This window comes from Pedococcus bigeumensis, from assembly GCF_039531795.1.
GTDB lineage: Bacteria > Actinomycetota > Actinomycetes > Actinomycetales > Dermatophilaceae > Pedococcus > Pedococcus bigeumensis.
This window is the reverse complement of record NZ_BAAAQS010000001.1, coordinates 930080-955443: the sequence shown is the minus strand read 5'-3', so window position 1 is coordinate 955443 and position 25364 is coordinate 930080. Positions and strand designations below refer to the sequence as shown.

The window sequence follows — 25364 nt, the reverse complement described above, 5'->3', positions numbered from 1 at the left end:
CGCGGCTCGTCAGGGAGCCGGTGCCAGCTCCGGGGCCAGCTCCGGGGCCAGCTCCGGGGCCGGCCGGGCGCCCACGGGTGCGGCCGCAGGGTGCTCGCGGTGTCCGTGCCGGTCCCACCAGCGGGCGAGCGGAGCGGGTGCGTACCAGTTGGCCCGGCCCAGCAGCCGCATCGTGGCGGGCACGAGCAGCGCACGCACCACGGTGGCGTCGAGCAGGACGGCGACGAGCATGCCGACCCCGATCATCTTGACGAAGATGATCCCGCTCGTCGCGAACCCGCCGATCACGACGGCCAGCAGCAGGGCGGCGCTGGTGATGATGCGGCCCGACCGCTGCACTCCCGCGGCGACGGCCCGGGTGTTGTCACCGGTGCGGTCCCACTCCTCCCGGACCCGGCTGAGCAGGAATACCTCGTAGTCCATCGACAGCCCGAACAGGATCGCCAGCATGAGGATCGGCTGGGTCACGTCGAGGTAGCCGGGCGAGGTGAAGCCGAGCAGCCCGGACAGGTGGCCCTCCTGGAAGATCCACGTGACGACTCCGAACGACGCCGTGATCGACACCGCGTTCATCACGATCGCCTTGAGGGGCAGCACGACCGACCCGAAGGCGACGAAGAGCAGGACGAGCATGACCACCGCCACGGCCAGGGCCATCCAGGGCAGGCGGTCGCCGATCGAGCCGATCAGGTCGACGGCGTCGGCCGTGGGTCCGCCCACGAGTGCGGTGCTGCCCGGCGGGGTCTCGACGGCCCGGAGACCGCGCACGACGTCCTGGCTGGCCGAGGTCTGGGAGTTGCCCCGCCAGGTCGCCTGCACCAGCGTGAGCCGGGTGCCGTCGACGGCCTTGCTGACCACGGCCTGTGCCTGGGTGACGCCGTCGACCCCCTGCAAGCGGGCCACGTAGGCAGCCGTGGCCGTCTCGTCCGCCCCACGCAGCATGATCGACGCGGTGGAGGTCTCCCCACCGAACAGCTCGGCCTGGAGGTCGGCCGCCTGGCGGCTGGGCGAGCTGACCGGCAGGACCCGCTCGTCCACGCTTCCCCACGTCGCCCCGAGGAACGGGCTGCCGAGCGCGAGGAGCCCGAGGACGATGACGACGAGGTAGGCCACCGGCCGGCGCATGACGCTGTGCGCCACCCGGGCCCACGCACCGTGCACGACCTCGTGGTCGGACCCGTGCAGCGCGTCCGGGGTGCTGGCATCGGCGACCCGGGCCCGCGAGCCGCGGCGCCACGGCATACGACCGAGCTCGATGCGCGGACCGAGCACGCCGAGCAGCGCCGGGAGCACGGTCAGCGCCGCGACCATCGCCACGAGCACCGCGGCCATGCCGCCGTAGCCCATCGAACGCAGGAAGTTCTGCGGGAACAGCAGCAGCGAGGCCAGCGAGGCGGCCACGATCAGCCCCGAGAAGAGGACGGTCCGCCCGGCGGTGGTCATGGTGCGGACCACTGCGGCGCGCACGCTCTCCCGGGAGGTGTCCGGCGCGACCGCGAGCTCCTCCCGGAACCTGCTGACGACGAAGAGCGCGTAGTCGATCGCCAACCCCATGCCGAGCAGGGTGATGACGTTGATCGAGAAGATCGACACGTCGGTGACCCCGGTGATCAGCCGCACCACGGCGAAGGCGCCCATCACGGCGATCCCCCCGACCAGGGTCGGCATGAGGGCCGAGACGAGGCTGCCGAAGATGAGCAGGCTGAGCAGGAACACGATCGGCAGCGAGATCGACTCGGCGCGGGCGATGTCTGCGGACACCTGCTCGTTGACGTCGCCGAAGACCGCCCAGCGCCCGCCGACGCTGGTGCTGAGGCCGGGCGCGGACAGGTCGTCCTTGACGGCGTCCCAGTTGTCGCTCTTCGCGTCCTGGGTGGTGCCGGCGAGCGTCAGGACCACGCGGGTGGCGTGGCCGTCGGTGCTGACCAGCCCGGGCGACTGGGTGGCGTACCAGGTGACCGCCCCCGCGACGTCGGACGCGGGCAGGGCGGCCAGGGTGTCGGTCACGGCCTTCTGGAAGGCGGCGTCCTGCACCTTCAGGGTCGGGCTGGAGTAGACCACCACCAGGTCGGTCTCACGGCCGGGGAAGGTCGCCTGCTCGAGAGCCAGCTCCTTCGCCGAGTCGGTGGCGGGGTCGTCGAACCCGCCGTTGGAGAGGCTGCCGAACACCCCGATCCCGTATGCCGCGGCGACCAGCACCACGGCCAGGCCACCCAGGAGGACGGCCCAGGACCATCGCGCCACGAACTGACCCCACGTCTTCATGCCAACCACGCCTTCATTCGAACCACGTCCTTGCTACTGCACATCACGGTTGTTTACGGCAGTAACAGTGATGGGTGTAAACTAACTTGTCAAGGGTTCAGCCAAGGGTTCGTGGTTAACTCTGCGTGACACCCATCCGAGCCCCCTTCGACGAGGAGCAGAGAGCCCATGACGGCGGTTCCGACACGGCGTGAGCGCCAGCGCCAGGCGACGTTCGACGAGATCGTCGACGTGTCGCGTCGGTTGCTGCGCGCCGGCGAGGACGTCTCGATCCGCGCCGTGGCGCAGGAGATGGGGCTGACTCCCCCGGCGCTCTACCGCTACGTCGACAGCCACGCCGAGCTGCTCGCCCTCGTCGCGCGCTCGATCTTCGAGGACGTGGTCGCGGCCATGACGGTGGCTCGTGACGACCAGGCGCCCGACGACCCGGCAGCGCAGGTCGTGGCGGCGTCGGCGGCGTTCCGCGCGTGGGCCCTGCGCAACCGGACCGAGTTCCAGATGGTCTTCGCGTCGGGCGAGCCGATGCACTCCGACGAGGCGGCCAAGTCGACCAAGCTCACGACCGCTCCGACCGGGACGACCACGACGACTACCACGACCACGGCCAAGGCGACAACCGGCGGGGCCAGCTCGCTGGCCGACTGCCTGCCCGACGACTCGGGAGTCCACCTGTTCGCGGCGTTCTTCAGCGAGATCTTCGGACGGCTGTGGGTCAAGTACCAGTTCTCGGTCCCCACTGACGACGAGCTCGACCCGGCCCTGCTGGAGATCCTGCGCAGCGAGCTCAAGCCGGACGAGGTCACCCAGGGCCTGGGATCGCCGACCCCGGGCATGGTGTGGATGTTCGAGCGGGCCTGGGCCAGGCTCTACGGCACGGTGACGCTCGAGGTGTTCGGGCACGTGCACCCGGGGATGATCGCGACCGGCGCGCTGTTCACGGCGACCATGCTCGACATCGGCGCCGACCTCAACATCAGCGACGAGTGGCCCCGCCTGCAGGCCGTCGCGCGGGCCGAGGCGGAGCGGGTCCCCGCCTCGGCCTGACTTCCCGACAGAATCCCTGCCGACAGATCCTTGCCGACGAATCCTGCCCGACCCTCTCTTCCCGAGGCGCCGGCTCCCCGGTGAGAGGGAACGGCCGAGAAGTTCGGTCAGGCGGGGCGCTGGCGCTCGAACGTCACGAGCACGCCCTCGGTGCCACCCGGCCCGATCCGGCCCTTCACCTCGACGGCCGTCACGGACTTCACCTGCCAGCCCTTCTCGGCCCACTCGTTGAGGACCTTCTCCAGCTTGTCCGCCGACATCTTGCCGCCGATCAGGCCTTCGCGGACCTGGACCACCTTGTACTCGTACATGGCCGCAGCCTAGAGCCCCGCGCCGTTCCCGGGTCGGGTTCGGGGTCGAGGTTGGGGTCGGCGAGCTTCGCTCAGCTGGCCCTGGTCAGCGGGGTCGGGAGGGCCTCCACACCGTCGGGCGACGCGAGGTAGAAGCCGAGCAGCCGCACCCCGTGGCGTCCGCACGACTCGATGGTCTCCTGGTGCCAGGCCCGGTCGTTGTCGGTGGGCATCAACCCGCGCCGCCGACCCCGCCCGACCAGCACCGCACCACCGTCCTCCCCGACCATCGGCAGCAAGAGGTCGAGGAGGCTGCGCAGCTCGGTCGCCGGCGCGTCCGGTGGCAGGTCGGAGAGCACGATCGGCTGCACGCCGCGGTCGGCCCGGTCGCACAGCATGAGGGCCAGGGCGCCACCACGACGCTGGTCGAGGTCGAGGATCAGGTCGATGACATCGCCTTGGATGACGTTGTCCGTCAACGGAATCGAGCGGGCGTCCGGCGGCAGGTCGTGGTAGCTCATGGTCCGATGCTGCCGCACCCGGCGCCCACGTCCGGAAGTTATCCCCAGCCACCCCGGAGCACTCGCCGCATGCGGTAGACGCCGTGCGTCTTCACGTACCCCAGCTGCTGGTTGACGTGGCGGATGCCGGCGTTGTGCTCTTCGTTCTCGGTCCCCAGCCAGGCGATCCCCAGCTGGGCGGCGCGGGCGTGCAGCTGCTCCTTCACGAGGCGGCCCAGCCCACTGCCCCGGTAGGCCGGGTCGACCCCGGTGTAGGCGACCCCGCCCTCGCCGGTCGACCTGAGCACGATCGCGAAGGCGAGTGCGGCGGGACGACCGTCGACCCGGGCGAGGCAGGCGACCGGGGTCTCCCCCGGGTCTGTCCAGTGCTGCATCTCCTCGCGGGTCAGCACGTGGCTGGTCTCGGCCTCGGGGTTGGTCTGGCTGGCGGTCAGCATCGCGTCGAAGGCGACCGCGTCCGCACCGTCGAACTCGAGCCCGTCACAGTCCTCGAGCGTCACGCCGAGTGGGGGTTGCGGAGGGGTCGCGCCCGCCAGGTCGACGCGTGAGCTGATCGAGCGCTGCATCACCTCATAACCCCAGTGCTGCGCCACGGCCAGCGACTCCGGGTCGTCGTCGTGCACCTTCGTCCAGGCCTCGGTGGTGCTGTCGGGGAGGGCCGCCAGGCACCGGGCGAGGAGGTCGGAGCCGAGGCCCCGGCCGGATGCCGCGCGGTCCACGAAGACCTGCACCGTGCGCTGGTGCTCCGGGGCTCCCGACCGATGGGTCGCCGTGCCGTAGCCCACGAACGTGCCGGCCTCGAAGAGCATCGGAGCCGCGTGGACCTCCACGTTGCCCTCGAAGACGGTGGAGACCCACCACCGCTCGTAGTGCGGGGTCCGTCGTGCGGTCAGGTCGATGAGCGCAGGCACGTCCTCCTTGGTCGCCTCGCGCACGTGCACGTCGCCCCTCCCCGCCACCTTCCCATCGTCGTCCCGACGCAGTGAGCCGGCAAGCGTCGGGTTGGGAGGCTGCGCCTCGAAGGTCCTGCTCGCGGCGCCTGGCTCATTCGCTGCTGCCGCCGTCGGTCGTTCGCGCTAGCGTGCCGACGGTGACGCTCGACGAGATCGACGAGTTCGCGACCTCCCTGGCCGGGTGCAAACGCAAGGGCCACCCGGGGAGGGTCGCGTGGTACGTCGACGACCGGCTCGTGGTCCGGCAGGACGAGCCGGGGACGGTGCTGGTGCGGGTGGGGTTCGAGGACCGCGAACGGCTCCTCGACGAGCACCCGGACACGTTCGGGTTACCGCCGCGGTGGGAGAAGCACATGAAGGTCCAGGCCGACCTCGACGGCGATGCCGACGCGATCCGGACCGCCATCCGGCTGGCATGGGCCATGCAAAAGCGCTGATCAGCCGTTGTTTCGCTCTTCTGGAGGCTGGTCCAGCCGACGAAGATGCCCCCGGGCTCACCCTGTTCGGTCAGCTTCGCCTCGGTCGAACGGAGGGGGTACCCGCGGTTGCGAGGCTGATCGCCGGAAACCGCTCATAGCGTGCTCTCCGTGGACAGCCCCCTCGTCACCCCCGACCGCACCCACGGTGCGCAGCTCCCGATGTGTGCCTGCGGAACCTCCCTGACTCAGGGCGTGCACCGCACCTGCACCGGTGACGCAGCGATCCAGCACAGCGCCCGCGTGGAGGACAACGCGAACCAGCTCCTCGCCCGGCTGCGCGCCATCGTGCTGATGGGCACCCTCGACGGCGAGCTCCGGCCGCTGTCCGTCTGAACCCGACCGCCGGAACCCGGCGGGTCTGGGACTGACCTCGCGATCCTGCGCCTCGCCAACCTAGTCGGCCACCAGGCGGGCACGGGCCGTCTTGACGGTGAGGGTCTCGGCCGTCCCCCGGATGGTGACCTCGCCCGGGATGTCGATCCACTGCCCACCGTTGACCCGGAACTCGGCGGAGTAGGTGACATCGGCCCGCACGCTGAACTCGCCGGCACGCGAGTAGGTCTTGGTGACGTCGCCGGCCGGGAACGGACCGCCGAGGGACGTGGTGGCACCGCTTGTGGAGCCGTCGCCGTAGTCGTAGGTGATGGACTTGACCTGCGGCCGGATCTCGACGCGGAACCCGGCCATCCGCGCCGGGTCGACCTGGTCGACCTCTCCCGGTTGGTAGCCGCGCTCGGGCCAGCCCGTCTGGAAGTAGGTGGGCAGCGTGACCAGGGTGACGTTGCCGCGCGGTTCCACGGCGAGGGTGGGCTTGGCGAAGTCCGTGTCGTGGAAGGCGGCGAGCACCATGGCCATGGTCACCCTCGGCCGGGACGGGCCGGGTGCGTCCTCCGGGAAGCAGGTGATGCCGTACTGGACCCACGGCCCAGTCGGCTTCCCGGCGGCGTCGACAGTGCGTCGAAACAGGCGAACACTCGGTCCCAGCCCTTGTGCGGCAGTGTTCCCAGCACACGCCAAGGCTGCGTCCCTGCACTGGTCGTCAGGGTTGGCCGAATCCGGGTTGTTGTTGCCGCAGTCCGCGACCGATGCGTATTCGAAGCGGACTGAGGCGTCGACTGGCCGCGCCGCTGAGTGCGTTTTGATTGCGTGTAGGCCCTGACGATCCAGCCAATTCAGTCTGGCGCCATCGCTCGTCGTCGAACCCCCAATGTCTCCCGCCGCTTGAGCCGGATCAGCTAGCGAAAGCGGTAACACCGCAAGGGAGACAGCAGCTAGCCAGCGATTCCGTACATTCGCCATGAAGTCCCCTCCCAGATCACTCCGGCGGTGCGGGCCAAAGACTCTCTCGGATCGGTCGAGACCACCTTGCCCGTGGAGTCGACGACCTCGACCTTGTGTTGGATCATCAGCAGGCGCACGTACTGCTGCCCCTTGGGTGCCCTTCCAAAGGCGGCGACTCGTGTGACCGTGACTGGGTCACTGACGTAGTGCTGACCATCGCGGACTAGCGCGGCCGCGGTCTGTTGAATGGACTTGCAGGAGAGACACCCCGAGTCACTCAACGCGGGCAGCAGCGTTGCATTCGGCTCAACCCATGCCCTGTTCGCTTGGTCCATGTAGTACTTCACGAAGGCTTCGGCTCCGGCTTTGGTGTGGGCTCGGGCGGCTTCGGGGATCTGCACCGCGGTGGTGGCGGTCGCGGTGGCGGGGCTCGATGCGGACTTCGCCGGGGTCGGTGGCGAGGTGGTCGTCGCGGCGGCCGTCGACGTCGTCTCCGTGGGCCTCGTGGGCGGGTCGGCTGCCCCGCCGGTACAGGCCGTCAGCGCACCCAACCCGCACCCGACCACCAGGCTGAGCGCGGCGGCATACCCGTGCTTGGAACTCACTCGTGGACTCCCCCTCCGACCACTCAGTCGACTCGAACGCACGTCAGTGTAGGCAAACTGGCGCATCCTCAGCCCCGCTGTCCACAGCCCTGGAGGCCCGAGCGCGGTCACAATGACGGCATGGCGTATGACGAGCGGGTGGCACAACGGATCCGCGACCTGGTGGTCGGGGACCTCGACGTGACCGAGAAGGCGATGTTCGGCGGGCTGGCCTTCCTGGTCAACGGCAACATGTCTGTCGCCGCGAGCAGCAAGGGCGGGTTGATGGTGCGGCTCGACGAGGACGAGGCGGAGCAGCTGCTCGAGCGCGAGTCGGTGCGCCCGTTCGAGATGCGCGGGAAGCCGATGAAGGGATGGCTGCGCGTCGACGAGGCGGGCTTCGAGGACGACGACGAGCTGCGCGAGTGGGTCGAGCGCAGCGTGGAGTACGCCCGCACCCTGCCCCACAAGTAGGACGGCCCGGCCGACGGGCCACGACGGCGGGCTGTCGGCCGTTCGGACGAAGGTGCACGGAAGCGGCATACCGACCGCGGCTGTCGGTCCAGAATCCTCGGGTCCTCGAGTCCGGGGACGAGAGCGGCCTAGGGCCGGGACGAGGAGCTGGCGGGGTGGGTGACAGCGACGGGATCGTGGTGGTCTCGGTGCCGGACGGCTCGGTGTGCCGGTGTGGCGAGCAGATGGGCGTCGGCGAGCGCGCCGGGTTCGATCCTGCGCGGGACGAGGTCATCTGCCTGCACTGCCTCGCGGACCGGCGGGCCGGCCGACCGCAGGTGCTCCAGCGCCGTCCGCTGCGACCCGCTCCGGCCCCCGCCCCCTACCCCGCCGACTTTCCCGCCCACAACCCACCCAACCACCCCGACGCCTGGGCGCCTCCCGCGCTCGCCCCTCGACGCTCCGGCACGCCGCGCACGCTCACCACCCTGCTCATCGCCGCCCTCGTGGTCGCACTGGTGGGTGCCGCGGTCGTGTTCCGTGCCGTCGGTCTGGTCCCTGGCAACGCGACCCGGGCGCTCGACGACCCGACTGCCTACGTCTTCATGAACACGAACTCCCGCGGGGCGCCGGTGACGTGGGACCCGTGCCTGACGATCGAGCTGGTCGTGAACAGCGCTGCCGCCCCCGAAGGTTCCGACACCCTGCTGGCCGAGGCCGTCGAACGGGTCAACTCCGCGAGCGGGCTGCACCTGCACATCGCCGGCCCGACCACGCAGGTCCCGAGACCCGCCAAGAGCGCCCGCGACCTGGCCAACGGCCTGCCGGGCAGTGCTCGGGCACCTGTGCTCGTCGCCTGGACCACGCCCGAAGTCGTGCCCGGCCTGGAGGGTTCCGTCGTGGGACTGGGTGGGCCGGTGCACCGGTTCGCGAACAGCCTCGACCAGGAGCGCTACGTCGGCGGTTCGGTCGACCTCGACGGGCCGCAGCTCGCCCAGATCCTGCGACGTCCCAACGGGCACGCGCAGGCCCGCGCCGTGGTCATGCACGAGCTGGCCCACCTCGTCGGCCTGACCCACGTGGACAACCCGACGCAGGTCATGGTCGCCTCGAACGGCACGGCCACGGAGTTCGGGAAGGGCGACCTCGCGGGCCTGGCCAAGCTCGGCTCGGGTGGCTGCCCCTACGACCTCACGCCGGACTCGCCCTGAGAGTCACCAGGGTGCTCCCGGTCAGTGCGGCTGGTGGCGACGCTGGTGGGTCCCGCCCGAGTTGGCGAGCAGCCGCCGGCCGAACCGGACGACGGTCCAGCACCACCACCGGTCGATGTCCCTGGCCGCCAGGTCGGCGCGCCACTCCCAGTAGCCGCAGAGCTGCACGAGCTCGGCGTCGTTGAGCGACAGGCAGATGTCCACGAACGACCCGTGCCGCCCGATCGTCGGATCGACGAACGGCGGTCCCTCGTAGATCACCCAGGTGTCCCCGGAGTCGATCCTGTCCACGTCACCCATGGCCTGATGGTGCTCCTGCCGGACGAGATGCGCCTCCGTCGATCGATGGAGAACGCCCTCGCGCGGATGATCGGGTCAGACTGAGGTCACGCGCCCGGCAGCCCTCCGACGAACCGGCCGAGGGCCTCGTCCCAGTGCGCCTTGTCGCCCCGCGGGTCGCCGGCGATGCCACGGCCCTCGTGGTAGACCTCCACGCGCGTCGTGTCGCCGTCGGGATGGAGCTGGACGTCGAGCATGCTCAGCGGTCCGTCGTCGTGGGGGTGCCAGGTGACCCGCACCTGCTCGACCGGATGGATGCTGCGCACCACACCGTAGGAACCGTCGGACGCGCGCCACGGCTCGCCCTTGTTGCCGATCCGGGCCCCGTCGCCGAGGAGCGCCTCGGTGCCGGCGGGACTGACCAGGTGCTGCCATACCTGGGCGGGCGTCGCGGTGACCGCGTGGCTGGCGTGGACGCCCGCCTCCAGGTCGTCGACGTCGTCGTCGGGAAGCGTGTCGACCTCACTGCTCATGTGCAGACCTCCGTCCGAGCTGGTCGCGCCCCGGGTGGGCGTGACCCACACCCAGACAGTCGACCGCGTGGGGGCGTCGCTCGGCAACCCCCACGGGCCCTCGACTTGAGCGCGCCGCACGGTCGACCTGGGTATGCCGCGTGGCCACCACGCGGCATACCTCGCGCCGGCGGCTCAGCCGGTGACGGTGGTGAGCGGCGCGCCGCTGGCGAGGATGGCGGAGGTCAGGGCCTTGGCCGGCTCGGCGGGGGCGCTGCGGTTGGTGAGCAGGACGAGGTCGAGGTGCGGCAGCTTCGGCAGGCCGACGGTGGACGGCAGCTCCATCAGGTCGGCGGGCATGAGGGTGCGCGCCATCACGGTGACCCCGAGCCCCGCGCGCACTGCTGCGAGGACGCCGTTGACGCCCCTGACGGTGCACGTGATCCGGCTGCGCCGGCCGACCTTCTCCAGGGCCTGCACGCTGACCGCACGGCTGAGACTCGGCGCTTGGTAGACGACGAGCGGGACAGGCTGTTCGGGCTCGATCCGGGTCGAGCTGATGCCACACCAGACCAGCTGGTCACGCCGCACGAGCTGCCCGCGAGTGGTCCGTGGCGCGTCCGCGCCTCGCTTGACGAAGGCGACGTCGAGGTGGCCGGACTCGATCCGGCGGACCAGGCCGTCGTTCTGGAGCACCGCGAGCTCGAGGTCGATCCGGGGGTAGAGCTGGCGGAAGTCGCGCAGGATCCGCGGCAGGGGCGTGAGCGCGAGGTCGTCGGTGACCCCGAACCGCAGCCGGCCCTGAAGGTGTGAGCCGGTGAAGTAACCGACGGCCCGCTCCTGCGCGGCGAGGATGTCGCGCGCGAACGCCGCCATCGCCTCACCGTCGGACGTCAGGGCGACGCTGCGGGTGTCACGGACGAGCAGCGGCCGCCCCACGGCGTCCTCGAGCCGACGCACGTGCTGGCTGACCGTCGGCTGGCGCAGCCCGAGCGTCTCACCGGCCCGGGTGAAGCTCAGTGACTGGGCGACGGCGACGAACGTCCGCAGCAGCTCGGGGTCGTACACGGCTCGGGTCCCTCCAGAGTTGGTCATTGTGATGCTGCATGACACTTATAGGACTGATTCTGGATGAGAATACTGCGGTTCGCCGTCGACCGGGCGAGACTGGACCCTGTCCACCTTTCACGATTGCACTCTCCGACTCCACCCGACCACGACGCCACCTTCCCAGGACGACCCTTGAGCTCCACCGACGCCGCCTCAGTCCGTATCTCTACTCCCCTACTCCCCCAACACTTTTCACGCACCTTCCCTTCCCTGGCCAACCGGAACTTCCGGTTGCTGCTCTCGGGCCTGTTGGTCTCGGGCACCGGCGGCTGGGTCCAGCGAATCGCCCAGGACTGGCTCGTCCTGACCATGACCGACAGCCCCACGGCCGTCGGGGTGGTGACGGCATTCCAGTTTGCGCCCACCCTCGTGTTCGGGCTGCACGCCGGCCTGTTGGCCGACCGCCTGCCCAAGCGACAGCTGCTCCTCGCGACCCAGGTCTCGATGATGTTGACGGCGACGGCCCTCGCCGTGCTGACGCTGAGCGGCCGGGTCGAGGTCTGGCACGTGTTCCTGCTCGCCGCGGTCCTCGGGACGGTCGCGGCGCTCGACAACCCGGTGCGTCAGTCCTTCGTGTCCGAGGTGGTCGACGGCCCCCAGCTCGCGAACGCCATCAGTCTCGTCTCCTGCACCTTCCAGATCGGGGCGATGGCCGGGCCGGTCCTCGGCGGGCTGCTGATGAGCACGGTCGGTGCTGGCTGGGCGTTCGTCGTCAATGCCGTGTCCTTCGTGGGCCCCGTCGTCGCGATGCTCTGCATGCGCGGCACGCCCACTCGGGCGGAGGTCCGCGCCGCTCGCCTGGCGGCCGCCTCGCGTCGCGGCGACGGTGCTCGCGCGCCCGGGGTCCGGGCCGGGCTCTCGTATGCCGTGCACACGCCGAGCGTCCTGTGGCCCGTCGTCATGGTCGGCGCCTTCGGCTTCTTCACGATCAGCCTGCCCGTGACGCTCGCCGCGTACGCCAAGGACGTCTTCCACTCCGGCGCGTCGGGGCTGGGCCTGCTCAACGGCGTCGTGGCCCTCGGCGCCCTGGCCGGTGCCCTGACCACGGCCCGGCGTCGGCACCAGCCGCGGCTGCGCACGGTCGGGGTGGCCGGGTCCACCCTGGCCGCCGCCCTGCTCGTCGCGGCTGCCGCACCGGGACAGGAGTTCTTCACGGTGCTCCTGGTCGCGGTCGGCGCCGCCAACCTGGGCTTCCTCACCTCGGCCCAGTCGCTGGTCCAGCTTGCTGCCGTCGACCACCTGCGTGGTCGCGTGGTCGGGCTCTACCTGCTCGTCTTCATCGGCAGCGGGGCGGTGGGCGGGCCGGTGGTCGGGTGGTTGGCGGAGACCTACGGCGCCCGCACTGCGCTGCTCGCGTCGGGGGCGGTCCCGGCGGTGGTCACCCTCCTGGTGTGCCGCCACCTGGCCAAGGCGGCATCGCTGAGGCTCGGCCTCACCTCGGTGGCGATCCACCTCCCCCGCCCGTCCTTGCTGCCCCGCCCGTAGCCGTCACAGCTCGCCCAACACCTGACGGGCCCACCCTGACGGCCCAACGCCGACGCCCGACGCCCGACGCCCGACGCCCGACGCAGGCACGCCACCCCGCGCCACGCCACGGTCGGCGCGGGGGTTGGTCGTGCGTCGGGCGACGGGCAGTCCCCGTCGACCCGGCGGGCTCACGACTGAGCCCACCTGCCGACAGCGCCTCCGGGAGCGGTCTCCCGGAGCGGCGGGGTCGACGGGGACAGCTGGGCGGCGCGGTGTCAGGCCGAGATCGCGTGCTGGCGTCGGTCGCCCGAGCTGATCTCGATCTTGCGGGGCTTGGCCTGCTCGGCCACCGGGATCGTCAGCCTGAGCACGCCGTCGACGTACGACGCCTCCACTCGGTCGACGTCGAGGGTGTCTCCCAGGAACAGCTGCCGGCTGAAGACGCCGCGCTGCCGCTCTGTGGCGATGGTGTCGACGTCGTCGTCGAGGCGCGCGCGCTCGGCCTTGACGGTGAGGACATTGCGCTCGACATCGAGGTCGATCGAGCCGGGGTCCACGCCCGGCAGGTCGAACTCGACGACGAAGGTGTCGCCCTGTCGCCAGGCGTCCATGGGCATCACCGTGGGACGAGCCATCGTCCCGAGGACCTGCTGGGCCAGCTGGTCCAGCTCGCGGAACTGGTCAGTCCGCATGAGCATCACAACCACCTCCAAGGATGAGGGCCTATTTCCTTCCCTGGTCTGGATCCGTAGAATCTCAGCCATGGGCTATAGATTTTGTAAGTCTCGTGTCGTCGCTTTGTCAAGTCCGTGGATGGCACCACGATGAGTGAGCCCGCCCGCCCCAGCGACCGTCCGCTCTACCCCATCTCCGTGGCTGCCGAGCTCGCCGGCCTGCCCGCGCCCACCCTCCGGCTGTACGAGGACAAGGGGCTGGTGACCCCGGCGCGGACGGAAGGCGGGACCCGCCGCTACAGCGACGCAGACCTGGCCCGCATCACGCGGATCAGCGAGCTGGTCGAGTCGGGGGTCACCCTCGCCGCCGTGGCCATGGTGCTCGACCTGCAGGACGACAACGCCGACCTGAGCAGCCAGAACCTCGGCCTGCGCCGTCGCAACAGTGCCCTGCGGGAGGACAACACCCGGCTGCGACGCCAGAACGACACTCCCTAGCTGTCACAGCCGCGTCACCTGCCTTGTCTGGGTTGGTACAGGTGAAACATCGAGACGACGGAAGACGAGGCAGAACCATGAAGGTGTTCGTCGCAGGAGCGACCGGAGCAATCGGCCAGCAGCTCGTGCCCCAGCTGGTGCGAGCCGGCCACGAGGTGACCGGCATGACGCGGAGTGCATCGAAGCAGCAGCTCATCCGCGAGCTGGGCGCCGAGCCGGTCGTGGCCGACGCGCTCGATGCCGACCAGGTGGCCGAGGCCGTCGGTCGCGCGCAGCCGGAGGTGATCGTCCACCAGCTGACCTCGATCGGGCCGCTGGACCTGCGCCACTTCGACCGGGCGTTCGCAATGACGAACCGGCTGCGACAGGAAGGCACGGACCACCTGCTCTCAGCCGGTCAGGCCGTCGGCGTGCAGCGCTTCGTCGCGCAGAGCTTCTTCGCGGCATACGAACGCGTCGGCGGGCCCGTGAAGAGCGAGGAGGACTCGTTCGGCGTGGGGGCCGCCAGGGAGATGCGCCAGACGGTCGCAGCCATCAAGCACGTCGAGGACGCGGTCCTCGCGGCCACCTGGACCGAGGGGATCGTGCTGCGGTACGGCGGTTTCTATGGTCCCGGCACCTCGCTCGGCCCGGACGGCGAGCAGACCGCCGCCGTGCGACAGCGCAAGTTCCCGGTCGTCGGCGACGGCGGCGGGGTCTGGTCGTTCATCCACATCGCCGACGCTGCCGAGGCGACCGTCGCGGCGATCGACCACGGACGTCGTGGGGTGTACAACGTGGTCGACGACGAGCCTGCGGAGGTGGCCGAGTGGCTGCCCGTCCTGGCGCGTACGTTGGGGGCGAAGGAGCCGATGCGCGTGCCGCGGTTCGTGGGGCGGTTGCTGACCGGGGAGGTCGGAGTGGCGATGATGACCGGGCTGCGGGGCGCTTCGAACGCCAAGGCCAGGCGTGAGCTCGGCTGGGAGCCGGCCCACCCGAGCTGGCGGCAGGGGTTCGCCGAGCTGACGGCTGCCGAACGGGTGCGGACGTGACCGACGGCCGCCTGACTGACCGTGAGGAGCTGCTCGACGCGCTGCGTCCGACGTCGTTCGCGATCGCGTACCGGATGCTCGGCAGCGTCTCGGAGGCTGAGGACGTCGTGCAGGAGGCGCTCCTGCGCGTGCACCAGTCGCTCGACGCCGGCGACGAGATCGCGTCGCCGCGGGCGTTCGTCGCGACCGTCACGACACGCCTGGCGATCAACGAGCTGAAGTCGGCGCGCGCTCGCCGCGAGCGCTACGTCGGCGAGTGGCTGCCCGAGCCGATCATCACCGACGGTTCGGACTCTCCCGACGACCCGGCGCGGCACGCCGAGACCGCCGACTCACTGTCGCTGGCGATGCTGGTGCTGCTCGAGAGCCTCTCCCCCGAACAACGCGCCGTGCTGCTCCTGCACGACGTCTTCGGCTACGGCTACCCGGAGATCACCGACATCGTGGGCAAGGCGGAGGACAACGTGCGCCAGCTCGCCAGCCGCGCGCGGCAGCAGGTCAAGTCTCGCCGCCCGCGGTTCACCACCACGCGCGAGCAGCAGCGTGAGCTGGCGTCCCGGTTCTTCGCTGCCGCCCGCGACGGCGACCTCGCCGCGCTCGAGTCACTTCTCGCCCATGACGTGGAGCTGACCGGCGACGGAGGCGGCAAGGTGCCCGCGCTCGCCCGTTCGCTGCGCGGACGCAGTCGGGTCGCGCACACCCTCACCAACTGGCTGCGGGCACTGGCGCGATTCCCGCAGGTGTCGATGCGACCCGTCGAGGTCAACGGTGGTCCCGGCGCGATCTACGTCGACGACCAGGACCGCGTGCTCGGCGTGTGGTCGCTCGACATCACCGACGGCGAGATCACCGGCATCCGTTCCATCGTCAACCCCGACAAGCTCTCCCACCTCGGCGAGGTCGGTGACGTGGTGGCGATCATCCAGTCCGCGCGCTGAGCCACCACCACAGGCTCGGTATGCCGCGGGGTCATCGCCCGGCATACCGAGCCAGTCACGGGCGCGAGTCCGTCGCCCCCGACGCAGCGACAGCGAAGACGATCAGGACTCGCAGCCCACACCGTCGCCGTCACGGTCGAGCTTGCGCGAGTAGCCGGGGTCGCCGGTCCGGACGGGCGCGGCACCTGCAGCACGAGCCGCGTCGCAGTTCTCGAAGTACACGTACACAGGCTCGGCAGCAGCCGCCGCAGCCTCCTCGGCCGCAGCCTCCTCGGCGGCAGCCGCTGCCGCTGCCGCCGCCTTCGCCTTCGCGGTTGCGGCAGCCTTGGCCTTCGCCACGGCCACGGCCTTGGCCTTGGCCTTGGCGGCAGCTGCAGCCTTCGCCTTCGCGTCTGCGGCAGCCTTGGCCTTCGCTGCCGCTGCCTTCGCAGCGGCAGCAGCTGCGGCTCTGGCAGCATCCGGAGACGTCGAGGCGGAAGCCGACGACTGCACGTCCACCAGGGCGACCGGGCGGTTGTCGCCGGCCGTGGGGTTGCCACACGCACCCAGCATCGAGATACCGAGTGCACACACGAACGCCGTCGCGAGCCGTCGAGTCATGGTCCCTGTCCCTGTGATTCGTCGGTTGGTCCGCGCGACGCTACCTGCGCCGTGATCAAGCTGAACCAAGTCCGACATCTGGTGACCGAACGGACTACGCGAGCCTGCCAACCCTGCGTGCGGCGGCCCACTTGCATGACGAAGGTCCGGGGCGCTTCCCACACGAACCGTCCGATGGATCCGCGGGTTGCCCGGCTCCGGCCGGGCTGGTGTCATTGGTTGGCGGCGGCGGCGATGGCCACGGCCATCGCGCGGGCTTCTTCGTCGGACACTCCGAGCTTGGTCGTCGCGACCACCACGACCGTGTCTGCCCTCGCCCGGACCGGCTTGGCCCCCCGCACGATCCACTGACCTGACGCCACGGCGGCCTTGGTGGCCGGCCGATAGGTGGTGTCGAACGCGCCGCCGTAGACGACCCGCTTCTGCTTGACCGAAGTGGTGAGCTCGAGGTCGTAGGCAGCGTGGTCCTCTGTCAGGACGATGCTCACGAGCTCGGTAGTCGCGTCATCCAAACGCGTGCCCCAGGCGCAGCCTTGCCTCGTGGCGATCGGCTTGACGGGGCGATGGATGACCGCACCGATCTCCGCTGCGGTGGCGTCCGAGCAGTCGGGTGGACCCAGCGGCGCGGCCGGCGCGGCCCCCACGGCCCGCTTCGTGGCCGTGCCCTTCCTCACCGCGCCCGAAGGCACCGCTGTGGGTGAGCCAGTCCCCAGCGGCGCGGCCGAGGGCGATGCGTTTGCACCTCCGGATGGAACCTCGAGCAGCCTGGTCAAGACGCCTGGCAGGCGTGGCAACAGAGCGAGTACCAAGGCCACGCCGATGCAGAACACCAGCAGCCGCCCCACCAGCGAGGCGAATCCTGGTCCGCGGCGTGGCGCCCGTGGTCGAAGAGCGGGTCGAGGAGTGGAGGATCGTGGAGCTCGGGAGCGGGGTGCTTGGACGCCGGGAAGTCGAGATCGAAAAGTCCTATGACTGCCCCTGGCACCAGCCATGGCATACAGAAGAGCGACGTCGGTTGTCGTCGAGGGGAACTCCGTGATCACCTTGGTCGCGAGCGGCGCGAGACGTTCCGAGGGAATCGTCACGTCACGTGACCGCAACCATCTCGACAGGGCCGTCACAGGGACCACCCAGACGCCGCGGACCAGCTGTGGCTCACCGAAGTCCTGCGCCCGACTGCCCGCGAGGCACAGCACCGGGACCACTGCAGCGTCGCACTCGGCAGCCATGTACGCGGCCATCCCGTGGACCTTCTTCAGCTCCAACGCGAGGCTGACCGTCTCTCGGACTCCATCACGGGTGCGATGTTGGAACAGTCCGCCCTCATGTTCGGTCACGACGCCCGTACGGTTCTTCGCATCGACCAGGTAGACCCCAGCCGGACCGATGGCGATGTGGTCGAGGTTCGCCTCCGACCGCCCCGGTCGCAGAAGCCGGTCATGGACCACGACCCACGTCTCCGGTAGGTCTTCGAGCGCTGCCGCGACCCGGCGCTCCCCCTCGGCGCCCGCTGCCCAGGCGCCAGCCTCGTCCATCAGGCGCTTGGCATGCTCGTCAGCGCTTTCCCCCGCGTTCCCCACCCGCAGATGATGCAACGCCGCACTGGCACACATGGCCGGTTTGGTGCAGATTTACCCTTTCGGACCATCGAGACCCAGACCCACCCTGCCGCCCACTCGTCGGGGCCGTCCCCTCACCGTCGAAATGGTCATGCCCCGTTCCTGGCCCCGTTCCTGGCCCCGTTCCTGGCCCCGTTCCTGGCCCCGTTCCTGGCCACGTTCCTGGCCCCGTTCCTGGCCCCGTTCCTGGCCCCGTTCCTGGCCCCGTTCCTGGCCCCGTTCCTGGCCCCGTTCCTGGCCCCGTTCCTGGCCCCGTTCCTGGCCCCGTTCCTGGCCCCGTTCCTGGCCCCGGCCCTAGGCCTGTCCCTCGCCTGTCCTTGGCCCGTCCCTGCCCCGCGGCACTGGCCCCGGCGCGGGTCCGGACATGCTTCGCGCCCCACTCGCCGGGGTGGGGTGTGGAGCGGGGTCATGGTGGCGGCGGCCCGTCATCGTGGTCACCCAGCCCGGGCAGGCCGGGAGGCTGGCCGCTACGCCACTGCGCGAGCTGGACGTCGTAGGACCCTGGGGCGAGGTCCCACTTCACGAACGGACCGTTGAGTCCTTCGACGACCTCGCCCGCGTAGCGGTTGGCGTGCACCACCGTGTGATGCCGCTGGCACAGGAGCGCACCGTGGCTGGTGTCAGTGGGACCGCCATCGGCCCAGTGGAGGAGGTGGTGCGCGTCGCACCAGGTCGCGGGTTTGATGCAGCCCGGGAACGTGCAGTGTCGATCTCGCAGCCACAGGTGGCGGATCTGCGCCCGGTTGAACAACCGCTCGGCCCGGCCCTGCTCGAGGATCTCGCCGTGGGTGCCGAGCACCGCCGGGACGACCTGGGCGTCGCACGCAAGCCGCCGCACGGTCTCGATGGACAGCGGCTCACCTCCGAGCGTGAGGCCGGCCCCGCGACACATCTGCTGGAGCTCGTCGAGCTTGATCGTGACCACGAGGCTGGTCTTGGCCTGACGCGGCACGCCGTCCGGGGCGCTCACCGCGCGCCGCACCAGCTCGACCAACGCGTCCGCACGCCTGGCCCCCGGCGTGCGCGGGTCGAAGTCGCCGGTCTCGGGATCCTTCTGCGGCCTGGCCAACGCGTCGACGGCGCTGTCCACGATCGCGGCGCCCTCGTCGTCGAGCAGCAGGGTGTAGCGCCACATCCCCAACGGCCCCTTGGCTTTGTCCAACGACCGATGAGCCCGGCGGACCTCCGCCTCGTGCTCCACGAGTCGGTCAGGTCGCAGCAGGTCGCCCGTCCGTCGGAGCGCGACCGCCAGCGTCTTCTCGGGCATGCCGTCATGGCCTCGGGCACCCCGGAGGAGCTCGGCGGTCGCATCCTCGAGATGCTGCGGCTCGGCCAGGGCCCGCACCCCGCGGTGGAACCGCGTGAGCATCGCCGCCTTGGTCACCGGCAGTGCGTCGGTCGCCTCTGGGTCCGCCCCGGCCGCGACCGCCTCCCGCACCTCGTCCAGACGCCGCTCCCCGGCGGCTGCGGCAATGGTGTCCAGGTCGGCCAGCAGGCGGGTGCTCAGGCCGGGCGCGAGCATCCGAGACCAGTCCTGTGGGCCCCACCCCGCCCCCACCCCGAGCCCTCGCGCCCGGCCCTCACTCACGACGGCCACCAGGTGGGCCTCGACGCTCGCGTGCAGCTGACCCAGGGTGGTCAGCGCGTCCTCGACCTCGGCATCGGACAACGCCCACAGTCGCTCGGGCCGCGCACCGGCCAAGGTCTCGCGCGCGCACTGGACGGCACCGAGCACCGGCCGGTCGGGACCGAGTCCCCCGGGTGCCGCGTCGAGTGCGAGTGCCATGGAGACAACAGTAGATGCGACCACCGACAGTCGAAGGCGACACAACAACTCCGAATCCCCTTGCATCGCAACCACATTCGCGCGCTGCGCGACAGCATGTGACCCCAGTGAACCAGTGGTGCGACACGGCACCGATACGGCGCCAGATCGGCATCCCTGTCCACAGGAAGACCCGGTCAGCTGACCGTGCCCGCGACGGCCTCGACCCTTGACCTCGACGGCCGCGACCCTTCCCTCGACACGACCACAGCAGATCGACGAAACCCAGCCGAGCACCTACAGACGCGAGGTATGCCGCGCGGTGACCGCGCGGCATACCCTCCCCCTCCAGGCGGGTCAGGCGGGGGTGGTGCTCAGGACGACGTCCGCGCCCTCGGTGCGACGGGACCCGCGCGCCAGCCGGCCGCCGAAGACGAGCGCCCACACCAGGTAGACCGGGATCGTGAAGTAGAACGGCAACAGGATCCCGCAGAGGCCCGCGACGACCGAGAAGACGGCCAACCACCGCGACAGCCCGGCGCGAGCCGCCAGCACGATCGCCACGACCCCGACGAAGAACGCCGGCCCGCACAGCGCCAGCAGGTTGCCGATCTCGCTGATCGTGTAGATCACGGGGTGCGGCACGCCTTGCCGGACGGCGTCACCTCCCTCGGCCAGGGCCACGACCAGACCCCCTCCGACGAAGGCCCCCACCACGCTGATCGCTGCGCCGGCCACGGACAGCCCCCACGCCGTCTCCCCCACGACGCCGCCCAGCCGGCGCAGGCCGTGTCCGAACGCGAGCAGGCCCAGCGCGGCGAGCGCGCCGAGATACCAGAAGCCGAGTGACGTCGCGTAGTGGCTCGGGTCGACGTAGCCGGCGACGATGTCCGGCTCGTAGTCGCCTCCCGGGCCGCCCGCCCCTGCGAAGCCGACAGTGGTGCCGACCGCGTAGACCAAGAGCCCGATGCCGGCGCTGCGTGGAATGGTGTCCATGGTTCCTCCCCGAGTGGTGGTGTCGACGCCGTGGTGGTGACGACCTCAACGACGGTAGGAACGCGCCGACCTCCACGTCGTCCTGCCCGGGCACGAGATCACGGGGTCCGCCAGCAGGACTCCCGCATCCTCCGCAAGGAGGACGTGCGAGCGTCCGCGCGGGCGTACCTTCGGTTCGTGACGCGCAGGAACGTGGCGTTCGACATCACCGTCGCGATGGTGGTCGGCGTCCTCGGACAGCTCGAGGCGTGGTGGGGGTTCACCTCGACCCACCGCCAGGGACCGTTGTGGGCCCAGGCCCTCCTGTATGCCGTGACCGCAGTCCTCCTCGCGGGTCGCCGCGTGAACCCCCTCGCGTGCCAGGCCGCCATCCTCGTCGCCAGCACCGTCGAGTTCGCGATGGTCGGGGCGCCGGAGGGAAACGGCGTGATGCTGCCGATGTTGATCGCCACGTACACCGTGGGGCGGTGGCTGCCGTCCCGACGCACGTGGTGGGGACTCGTGGTGGCGGCAGCCTTCTGGGCTTCCTGGTCGAGCCTTGACCCGGCCGGCGAGCATGCCACCCTGCGGGAGCGACTGCTCACGCTCGTCTGGCTGTCACCCACCGTGATCGCCTTGCTGGTCGGCGCAGTGGTCCGGCTCACGGCCCTGAACACCGAGCAGCGGAGGGCGAACCGCCGTGCGCTGGCCTCCCAGGCTGTCGCGGAGGAGCGCAACCGCATCGCCCGCGAGCTGCACGACGTCATCGGACACAGCGTCAGTGTCATGACGGTCCAGGCCTCGGCGGTGCGGCGGCGGCTCACCCCCGAGCAGGCGGCCGAGCGACAGGCCCTGGAAACCGTTGAGGCAGTCGGCCGCGAAGCCTTGGCCGAGATGCGTCGGATGGTGGGGGTGCTCCGCCAGGCGGGTGACGAGACCCAGCTGGAGCCGCCGCCCGGCCTCGACCAGCTGGACCGCCTCGCCGACAAGTTCCGCACCGCCGGCCTGCCGGTCGACCTCCAGGTGAACGGCCCGGTGCAGGCCCTCGCTCCGGGGCTGGACCTCACCGCCTACCGCCTGGTGCAGGAAGGCCTGACGAACACCCTCCGCCACGCCCGGAGCCCGCGCAGCGCAGCGGTGGTCATCGACTACGGCGCCGAGCGGATCCAGCTCGCGGTGCGCGATGACGGGCAGCCCACCACGGGCGCCACGCACTCCCCCGAGGCAGGCAGCGGGCTGCTCGGGATGCGCGAACGCGTTGCGGTGTACGGCGGTTCGCTGGTCGCACGGGTGCGCCCGGAGGGTGGCTTCGAACTGGTCGCCACCCTGCCGCTGGAGTCGGCATGAGCTCGACAACGCCCGAGGCGTCGGGGGCGTCGGGGGCGTCGGGGGCGCCGAGGGCGTCCCGGGCGTCGGGGTCATCCGAGGCGTCGGGGCCGTCGACCGACACCATCGGGGTCCTCATCGTCGATGACCAGGCGCTGGTGCGGGCCGGGTTCCGGATGATCCTCGAGATCGAGCCCGACCTGCGCGTGGTCGGCGAAGCCGCCGATGGCGCGCAGGCGGTCGCGCAGGTGGCCGCGCTCCGACCCGACGTGGTGCTCATGGACGTGCGGATGCCGGGACTCGACGGCATCGCGGCGACCAAGCGCCTCTTGGCCGAGGGGTCGACGGGGACGCGCGTGGTCATGCTCACGACGTTCGACATGGACGCCTACGTCTACGAGGCGCTGCGGGTGGGCGCCAGCGGCTTCCTGCTCAAGGACGTGCAGCCGGAGCTGCTCGTGGCCGGGATCAGGGCGGTGCACGCGGGCGACTCCCTGCTGGCGCCCACGGTGACCCGGCGGATGATCGAGTCCTACCTGGCGCGGCCTCGCGGGGTGGACGGCGAGGCTCGGGACCGATTGGCCTCCCTGACCCGCCGCGAGCTCGAGACGCTGACGCTGCTCGCCCGCGGGCTCACCAACGCCGAGCTGGCCGAGCAGCTGTTCGTCTCCGAGACGACGGTGAAGACCCACGTCGGCCGGGTGCTGATGAAGCTCGGCCTGCGCGACCGGGTGCAGGCCGTCATCTACGCCTACGAGACGGGGCTCGTGACCAGCGCCGGCCCACCGGCACCGCAGTAGACCGCCTCATCGCCTACCGCCCCGGCCCACCGGCCAGGGCCTACCGCCACGGCCCACCGGCCTCGGCCCACCGGCCTCGGCCCACCGGCCAGGGCCCACCGCCACGGCCCACCGGCCTCGGCCCACCAACGAGGGGTATGCCGCGTGGGAACCACGCGGCATACCCCTGGGTTGTCGGGCGAGGAGCGTTAGGCGACGCGCTTCTGCGGCGCCGTCTCCTTGGTCTTGCCCGGGTCACGCTCGACGATGTCACCGAGGACGTCGTCGATCTTCGCCATCAGCTCCGGCTCGAGCTTCACGCCGGCAGCCTTGACGTTCTCGTGCACCTGCTCGGGACGCGAGGCGCCGACGAGCGCAGCGGCGACGTTGTCGTTCTGGAGCACCCAGGCGACGGCGAGCTGCGCCATGGTCAGGCCGACCTCGTCGGCGATCGGCTTGAGGCCCTGCACACGGGTGAGTACGTCGTCGTTCATGAAGCGGCTGATCATGTCGGCGCCGCCCTTCTCGTCTGCGGCGCGCGAACCCTCCGGCGGCTTCTGGCCGGGCTGGTACTTGCCGGTCAGCACACCCTGAGCGATGGGGCTCCAGACGATCTGGCTCACCCCGAGCTCGCGAGACGTCGGGACGACCTCGTCCTCGATGACGCGCCACAGCATGGAGTACTGCGGCTGGCTGGAGATGAGCTGGATGTTGAGCTCCTTGGCGAGCTTCACGCCCTCGCGGATCTGGTCAGCAGTCCACTCGCTGACGCCGATGTAGAGCGCCTTGCCCTGACGAACGACGTCGGCGAACGCCGTCATGGTCTCCTCAAGCGGCGTCTCCGTGTCGTAGCGGTGCGCCTGGTAGAGGTCGACGTAGTCGGTCTGGAGGCGCTGCAGCGAGCCGTTGATCGACTCCATGATGTGCTTGCGCGACAGGCCGGTGTCGTTCTTTCCGCCGGGGCCGGTCGGCCAGTAGACCTTGGTGAAGATCTCCAGGCTCTCGCGCCGCTCGCCCTTGAGTGCCTCGCCGAGCACGGTCTCAGCCTTGGTGTTGGCGTAGACGTCGGCGGTGTCGAACGTGCTGATGCCCGCGTCGAGCGCGGCGGCCACGCACTGCGCGGCGACGTCGTTCTCCACCTGCGATCCGTGCGTGAGCCAGTTGCCGTAGGTGATCTCGGAGATCTTGAGTCCGCTGTTGCCCAGGTATCGATAGTCCATGCTTCAACCGTATGTCGAGCGCCTGACACCCGCCGCATGGGGGGCCTGTGGGCGAGATGACGGTGGCCATACCTGGGCACCATCGGGAGGAGTCAGAGTCGAGGCTTCCACTTCTCGACACCTTCGATCTTCTCAGCGAGCCAGGAGATCTCGAATGCGTCATCGGCGTCGCTGGGCTTGGCCTCGTTGCCGTCGAAGCCCCCCACGTACATGGCGACCCAGTCGGTCTTCTCCTTCGGTGCGATGACCGATGTGAAGTAGTCCATGCCCTTCTCGTCCATGAATGACTTGATCGTCGCGTTGGACTCGGCCGCGATGATCTCCTTGTCGGTCACGACGTTGACAATCACCTTGTCACTGCCTTCGCGGTGCGCGACGTCCGTGATGATCGCCTTGACCTGCTTGCGGAAGCCGCTCTTCGAGTAGTCGAAGTCCTTGGTGTAGACCCAGTACTGGTTGAGGTGGGCGTTGGAGACGTCCTCGTCGATGGTGACGACCTGATAGCGAGGTCCCGTGTAGACGTACGGCTTCGAGGTCTTCGACGGGCTGGGGGCAGAGGTCGCCGAGGCCGATTGGCTGGTCACCGCCGCTGTGGGCGTTTGGGTCCCAGTCGGGCGCTCAGTCGCCGTCCGAGTTGCCGTCTGAGCTGCAGAGGCCTCCGCGAGCTCGTCATTGCCACCGAGGACGCTTGCGATCACACCGGCGAGCACGAGCGCGACAACCAGGCCGGCGGCACCCACACCCACGCGGAGCTGCGTCTTCGTGTCGAGCTCCCGGAAGGCCGCCCAGGCCTTGCTGCCGAACATCGTCGGTCGCTCACGACGGAAGTTAAGGGTGGTCTGCACCACGCCGCGGCTCTGGTCGACCAGCTCCCACCCGCGGTTCTGGTGCTCCGCGATCTTGGTGGCCTCGCGCCCACGAATCGCCTTCACGGACATGAACACGTACTTCTTCTCGTCGGGCATGGACTTCCCGACCCCCCATCGACTCATCAAGCACCGAAAACTCCCCGTGAGGCTAGCCGCGAGCGGCCCACAACGGGCATGTTTCGCCGCAGACCGTGACGAAATGGACTACCGCCCGCCCATGAAGCCCTGCTGGGCGGGCCGTCGCGCTCGCCCGCGAGCGATCCTCACCTCAGTCGGGGCTCTGGACCGACTCGCGCTGGGTCTCCTCCGGGTGCTCGGTGCGCGCGTCGGACTCCTCGAGAATCGCCTCGGCCTGGGCCTGCGGGTCGTCGCTCCCCGCGGCGAGCTCCTCCGGCAACAGCTCCGACCGTCCCTCGACGCGTTCCTCGTCGGCGACGTCGTCCGCGGGCGACTGGGCAGGGTCGGAGCTGGGCTCGGTCATGTCCTCGACACTACCCACGCGGGACCTGGGCCACCCGACCGCTCAGAGGACGACCCCGACCACGCACGGGCACTGGGTATGCCGCGTGGCCGGCCACGCGGCATACCCCGCCTTCCTGCTCCGGTCAGTGACCGGGGCCC

The 25364-nt window shown here is 70.4% G+C and carries 28 protein-coding genes and 1 pseudogene; 11 read left to right on the top strand and 18 right to left on the bottom strand.

What is annotated here, in order from left to right; translation table 11 throughout:
* Window positions 1-9: 9 nt before the first annotated feature.
* A complete protein-coding gene (locus ABD262_RS04635; RefSeq protein ID WP_344131860.1) occupies window positions 10-2265 on the bottom strand; it encodes an MMPL family transporter in 2256 nt (751 codons plus the stop codon).
* A gap of 168 nt (window positions 2266-2433) precedes the next feature.
* Between ABD262_RS04635 and ABD262_RS04630 the strand changes: the two genes are divergently transcribed.
* The gene (locus tag ABD262_RS04630) at window positions 2434-3309 is read left to right on the top strand and encodes a TetR/AcrR family transcriptional regulator (protein WP_344131857.1); all 876 of its coding nucleotides are present in this window, start codon (window positions 2434-2436) and stop codon (window positions 3307-3309) included.
* Between the two features lie 107 nt (window positions 3310-3416).
* Here ABD262_RS04630 and ABD262_RS04625 read toward each other — a convergent pair whose 3' ends face one another.
* From ABD262_RS04625 to ABD262_RS04615, 3 genes are all read right to left on the bottom strand, one after another.
* Window positions 3417-3620 (bottom strand): DUF4177 domain-containing protein, encoded by a 204-nt coding sequence (locus tag ABD262_RS04625; RefSeq protein WP_344131854.1) that lies wholly within the window; start codon window positions 3618-3620, stop codon window positions 3417-3419.
* Window positions 3621-3691: 71 nt separating this feature from the next.
* Window positions 3692-4120, bottom strand: coding sequence for a hypothetical protein (locus ABD262_RS04620; RefSeq protein ID WP_344131851.1), 429 nt, complete (start codon window positions 4118-4120; stop codon window positions 3692-3694).
* A gap of 38 nt (window positions 4121-4158) precedes the next feature.
* Window positions 4159-5079 carry a GNAT family N-acetyltransferase gene (locus ABD262_RS04615; protein WP_344131848.1) on the bottom strand — a complete coding sequence of 307 codons (921 nt, stop codon included), beginning with the start codon at window positions 5077-5079 and terminating at the stop codon, window positions 4159-4161.
* Between the two features lie 131 nt (window positions 5080-5210).
* Here ABD262_RS04615 and ABD262_RS04610 point away from each other — a divergent pair, with 131 nt between their 5' ends.
* Window positions 5211-5510 (top strand): hypothetical protein, encoded by a 300-nt coding sequence (locus ABD262_RS04610; RefSeq protein WP_344131845.1) that lies wholly within the window; start codon window positions 5211-5213, stop codon window positions 5508-5510.
* A 150-nt stretch (window positions 5511-5660) separates the two neighbouring features.
* Window positions 5661-5885, top strand: a complete 225-nt coding sequence (locus tag ABD262_RS04605) for a hypothetical protein (protein ID WP_344131843.1) — start codon at window positions 5661-5663, stop codon at window positions 5883-5885.
* A gap of 60 nt (window positions 5886-5945) precedes the next feature.
* On the opposite strand, the gene ABD262_RS04600 is transcribed toward ABD262_RS04605, so the two are convergent.
* Complete coding sequence (locus ABD262_RS04600; protein ID WP_344131840.1) at window positions 5946-6407, bottom strand: hypothetical protein; 462 nt, start codon at window positions 6405-6407, stop codon at window positions 5946-5948.
* A 416-nt stretch (window positions 6408-6823) separates the two neighbouring features.
* Complete coding sequence (locus ABD262_RS04595) at window positions 6824-7438, bottom strand: DUF6318 family protein (protein ID WP_344131837.1); 615 nt, start codon at window positions 7436-7438, stop codon at window positions 6824-6826.
* A gap of 120 nt (window positions 7439-7558) precedes the next feature.
* Between ABD262_RS04595 and ABD262_RS04590 the strand changes: the two genes are divergently transcribed.
* Together ABD262_RS04590 and ABD262_RS04585 are read left to right on the top strand one after the other, a co-directional pair.
* Window positions 7559-7891 (top strand): TfoX/Sxy family protein, encoded by a 333-nt coding sequence (locus ABD262_RS04590; RefSeq protein WP_344131834.1) that lies wholly within the window; start codon window positions 7559-7561, stop codon window positions 7889-7891.
* 155 nt (window positions 7892-8046) lie between these two features.
* Window positions 8047-9081 (top strand): hypothetical protein, encoded by a 1035-nt coding sequence (locus ABD262_RS04585; protein ID WP_344131831.1) that lies wholly within the window; start codon window positions 8047-8049, stop codon window positions 9079-9081.
* A 21-nt stretch (window positions 9082-9102) separates the two neighbouring features.
* Here the strand turns inward: ABD262_RS04585 and ABD262_RS04580 are convergent, their stop codons facing one another.
* The 3 genes from ABD262_RS04580 to ABD262_RS04570 all read right to left on the bottom strand — a co-directional run bounded on the left by ABD262_RS04580 (window position 9103) and on the right by ABD262_RS04570 (window position 10940).
* Window positions 9103-9381 (bottom strand): hypothetical protein, encoded by a 279-nt coding sequence (locus tag ABD262_RS04580; protein WP_344131829.1) that lies wholly within the window; start codon window positions 9379-9381, stop codon window positions 9103-9105.
* Window positions 9382-9467: 86 nt separating this feature from the next.
* A complete protein-coding gene (locus ABD262_RS04575) occupies window positions 9468-9893 on the bottom strand; it encodes an SRPBCC family protein (RefSeq protein ID WP_344131826.1) in 426 nt (141 codons plus the stop codon).
* 174 nt (window positions 9894-10067) lie between these two features.
* The gene (locus ABD262_RS04570; RefSeq protein WP_344134519.1) at window positions 10068-10940 is read right to left on the bottom strand and encodes a LysR substrate-binding domain-containing protein; all 873 of its coding nucleotides are present in this window, start codon (window positions 10938-10940) and stop codon (window positions 10068-10070) included.
* Between the two features lie 63 nt (window positions 10941-11003).
* On the opposite strand from ABD262_RS04570, the gene ABD262_RS04565 reads away from it, so the two are divergent.
* Complete coding sequence (locus tag ABD262_RS04565) at window positions 11004-12467, top strand: MFS transporter (RefSeq protein ID WP_344131823.1); 1464 nt, start codon at window positions 11004-11006, stop codon at window positions 12465-12467.
* 257 nt (window positions 12468-12724) lie between these two features.
* On the opposite strand, the gene ABD262_RS04560 is transcribed toward ABD262_RS04565, so the two are convergent.
* Window positions 12725-13147 (bottom strand): Hsp20/alpha crystallin family protein, encoded by a 423-nt coding sequence (locus tag ABD262_RS04560; RefSeq protein WP_344131820.1) that lies wholly within the window; start codon window positions 13145-13147, stop codon window positions 12725-12727.
* Between the two features lie 126 nt (window positions 13148-13273).
* On the opposite strand from ABD262_RS04560, the gene ABD262_RS04555 reads away from it, so the two are divergent.
* The 3 genes from ABD262_RS04555 (at window position 13274) to sigJ (ending at window position 15590) form a co-directional block, all read left to right on the top strand.
* Window positions 13274-13621 carry a MerR family transcriptional regulator gene (locus ABD262_RS04555; RefSeq protein WP_344131817.1) on the top strand — a complete coding sequence of 116 codons (348 nt, stop codon included), beginning with the start codon at window positions 13274-13276 and terminating at the stop codon, window positions 13619-13621.
* A 77-nt stretch (window positions 13622-13698) separates the two neighbouring features.
* Window positions 13699-14652, top strand: a complete 954-nt coding sequence (locus tag ABD262_RS04550) for an NAD-dependent epimerase/dehydratase family protein (RefSeq protein WP_344131814.1) — start codon at window positions 13699-13701, stop codon at window positions 14650-14652.
* Window positions 14649-15590 (top strand): RNA polymerase sigma factor SigJ, encoded by a 942-nt coding sequence (sigJ, locus tag ABD262_RS04545; protein ID WP_344131811.1) that lies wholly within the window; start codon window positions 14649-14651, stop codon window positions 15588-15590. The genes ABD262_RS04550 and sigJ overlap by 4 nt, the downstream gene beginning before the upstream one ends.
* Window positions 15591-15692: 102 nt before the next feature.
* Here sigJ and ABD262_RS04540 read toward each other — a convergent pair whose 3' ends face one another.
* The 5 genes and pseudogenes from ABD262_RS04540 to ABD262_RS04525 all read right to left on the bottom strand — a co-directional run bounded on the left by ABD262_RS04540 (window position 15693) and on the right by ABD262_RS04525 (window position 20570).
* Window positions 15693-16190: an excalibur calcium-binding domain-containing protein gene (locus ABD262_RS04540; protein WP_344131808.1), complete on the bottom strand. Its 498-nt coding sequence runs from the start codon at window positions 16188-16190 to the stop codon at window positions 15693-15695.
* A 212-nt stretch (window positions 16191-16402) separates the two neighbouring features.
* On the bottom strand, window positions 16403-16864 hold the full coding sequence (locus ABD262_RS04535) for a hypothetical protein (protein ID WP_344131805.1): 462 nt from the start codon (window positions 16862-16864) through the stop codon (window positions 16403-16405).
* 624 nt (window positions 16865-17488) lie between these two features.
* Window positions 17489-17725 (bottom strand): annotated as a pseudogene (locus ABD262_RS19600) (nuclease-related domain-containing protein); the annotation flags it as partial.
* Window positions 17726-18215: 490 nt separating this feature from the next.
* Complete coding sequence (locus ABD262_RS04530) at window positions 18216-19595, bottom strand: HNH endonuclease signature motif containing protein (RefSeq protein ID WP_344131802.1); 1380 nt, start codon at window positions 19593-19595, stop codon at window positions 18216-18218.
* 336 nt (window positions 19596-19931) lie between these two features.
* Entirely contained in the window at window positions 19932-20570 is a 639-nt protein-coding gene (locus ABD262_RS04525; protein ID WP_344131799.1) for a hypothetical protein, read from the bottom strand.
* Between the two features lie 177 nt (window positions 20571-20747).
* Between ABD262_RS04525 and ABD262_RS04520 the strand changes: the two genes are divergently transcribed.
* Together ABD262_RS04520 and ABD262_RS04515 are read left to right on the top strand one after the other, a co-directional pair.
* Window positions 20748-21896 carry a sensor histidine kinase gene (locus ABD262_RS04520; RefSeq protein ID WP_344131796.1) on the top strand — a complete coding sequence of 383 codons (1149 nt, stop codon included), beginning with the start codon at window positions 20748-20750 and terminating at the stop codon, window positions 21894-21896.
* On the top strand, window positions 21893-22675 hold the full coding sequence (locus tag ABD262_RS04515; protein ID WP_344131793.1) for a response regulator: 783 nt from the start codon (window positions 21893-21895) through the stop codon (window positions 22673-22675). Before ABD262_RS04520 ends, ABD262_RS04515 begins: the two co-directional genes overlap by 4 nt.
* Window positions 22676-22863: 188 nt before the next feature.
* Here ABD262_RS04515 and ABD262_RS04510 read toward each other — a convergent pair whose 3' ends face one another.
* The 3 genes from ABD262_RS04510 to ABD262_RS04500 form a co-directional block, all read right to left on the bottom strand.
* The gene (locus tag ABD262_RS04510) at window positions 22864-23874 is read right to left on the bottom strand and encodes an aldo/keto reductase family protein (RefSeq protein WP_344131790.1); all 1011 of its coding nucleotides are present in this window, start codon (window positions 23872-23874) and stop codon (window positions 22864-22866) included.
* Window positions 23875-23966: 92 nt separating this feature from the next.
* The gene (locus ABD262_RS04505; protein ID WP_344131787.1) at window positions 23967-24866 is read right to left on the bottom strand and encodes a hypothetical protein; all 900 of its coding nucleotides are present in this window, start codon (window positions 24864-24866) and stop codon (window positions 23967-23969) included.
* A gap of 145 nt (window positions 24867-25011) precedes the next feature.
* Window positions 25012-25224, bottom strand: a complete 213-nt coding sequence (locus ABD262_RS04500) for a hypothetical protein (protein WP_344131785.1) — start codon at window positions 25222-25224, stop codon at window positions 25012-25014.
* Between the last annotated feature and the right edge of the window lie 140 nt (window positions 25225-25364).